The 1,858-nt window shown below is 67.3% G+C and carries 2 protein-coding genes; both read left to right on the top strand.

Annotation, left to right across the window (positions count from 1 at the left end; translation table 11 throughout):
* A partial coding sequence (locus VI056_12565) for a thiamine pyrophosphate-dependent enzyme (GenBank protein HEY6203859.1) occupies positions 1–871 on the top strand: 871 nt, incomplete at its 5' end.
* A gap of 13 nt (positions 872–884) precedes the next feature.
* On the top strand, positions 885–1,858 hold a 974-nt coding region (gene ilvC, locus VI056_12560), incomplete at its 3' end, for a ketol-acid reductoisomerase (GenBank protein HEY6203858.1).

The raw sequence follows: 1,858 nt of genomic DNA, 5'->3' as shown, positions 1-1,858 counted from the left end.
CGGCTTCGACGCCGGGGAGTACTCGCTCAACCTGGGGAAGATCAACGCCGGCCATGTGTGGCACTTCACCGATCTCCGCGACGCGTACGGCCACAAGCAGGGCGAGTTCCGTCACCGCGTAGGGCACGAGTACCGCCTCGTCCGCGGCGACATCGGCTTCGTCCTCGAAGAGATTCTGAAGCGCCTGCCCTCCGCGCTGGGCGAGCGGCCCGAGGTCATCCCGGCGCCCGAGTCGCTCAACCGCCGCGAGATCTCGCGCGAGACGCGGCCCGGCACCGTCGACGCGATGGAGTTCTACGGTCGGCTGCACGCGGCCTGGCGGCCGAACTCGATCGGCTTCGACGACGTCTGCACCGCATACAAGGACCGGCAGTACGTGGCGCAGCGGCCCAGCGAGAACATCCGCTTCTTCACGACGCACGACGGCTCCGCGATGGGCGGCGCGTTCGGCCTGGGTGTCGGTGCGAAAGCGGGTGACCCATCGCTCAACACGTTCGTGTTCACCGGTGACGGTTGCTGGCGTCTCTTCGGAGGCGCGCTCGCGGACGCCGCGAACATGGACCTGCGCGTCTTCGTCGTGAACAACGGCGTGTACGGGATCGTCGACAAGGGCCTCGAGGTCATCATCCCCGACGTCCCGAAGCGCCAGTACCACTCGAAGCTGCCGCAGATCGACTTCGTGAAGGCCGCGGAGGCGCACGGCTGGGACGGCGTTCGCGTCGCGCCCGACCTCTCGAATCTGAGCGACATCGTCGACGCGTGCTATGAGCAGAAAGGCCGCTCGCTGCTCGTCGAGGTGCCGATCGACGCCGACCAGATGCTCGGTCTCAACCCGCGGCTCAACAACCTGACGACGAAGACCTATCTCTAAGAGGAGGACGACGATGGCAACGGTGTATTACGACAAGGACGCCGACCCCAGGGCGCTGCGCGGCAAGACCATCGCCGTCATCGGTTATGGCAGCCAGGGTCACGCGCACGCGCAGAACCTCCGCGACAGCGGATACGACGTCATCGTCGGCCTGCAGGCCGGCAGCAAGAGCTGGGCGAAGGCGGAGCAGGACGGATTCACGGTCCGCGAGACCGGCGACGCGGCGCGCAACGCCGAGGTCGTCGCGCTGCTCGTGCCCGACCAGAACCACCGCGAGGCGTACGAGAAGGTCGCGCCGTACATGGGCAAGGGCCGGACGCTCCTCGTCGCGCACGCGTTCTCGGTGCACTTCGGCGAGGTGAAGCCGCATCCCGACGCCGATGTCGTGATGATCGCGCCCAAGGCGCCCGGGCACCGCATGCGCGAGGTCTTCAAGGAAGGCAAGGGCGTGCCGGCGCTCCTCGCCGTCTACCAGGACGTCTCCGGCAAGGCCGAGCAGACCGCCCTCGCGTACGCACAGGGCGTCGGTGCGACGCGCGCCGGCGTCATCACGACGACGTTCGCCGAGGAGGTGGAGACCGACTGGTTCGGCGAGCAGGTCATCCTCTGCGGCGGCATCAGCGAGCTCATGAAGGCGAGCTTCGACACGCTGGTCGACGCGGGATACCAGCCCGAGGTCGCGTACTTCGAGTGCGTCAATGAGATGAAGCTCATCGTCGACCTCATCTACGAGGGCGGGCTCTCGTACATGCGCTACTCCGTGTCTGACACCGCCGAGTTCGGCGACTACACGGTCGGGCCGCGGATCATCGACGCGCGCGTGCGCGCCGAGATGAAGAAGGTGCTCAGCGACATCCGCGACGGCACGCACGCGAAGAAGTGGATCGCGGAGTACCGCAGCGGCGCCAAGAAACTGTACGCGCAGCGTGCCAAGGAGCAGGAGCAGCCGCTCGAGCAGGTCGGGCGTCGCCTGCGCCAGATGATGCC

This window comes from Candidatus Limnocylindria bacterium, from assembly GCA_036523395.1.
Lineage (GTDB): Bacteria > Chloroflexota > Limnocylindria > P2-11E > P2-11E > CF-39.
Note: the sequence above shows the minus strand (reverse complement) of the source record. Positions and strands in the feature narration are given on the sequence as shown.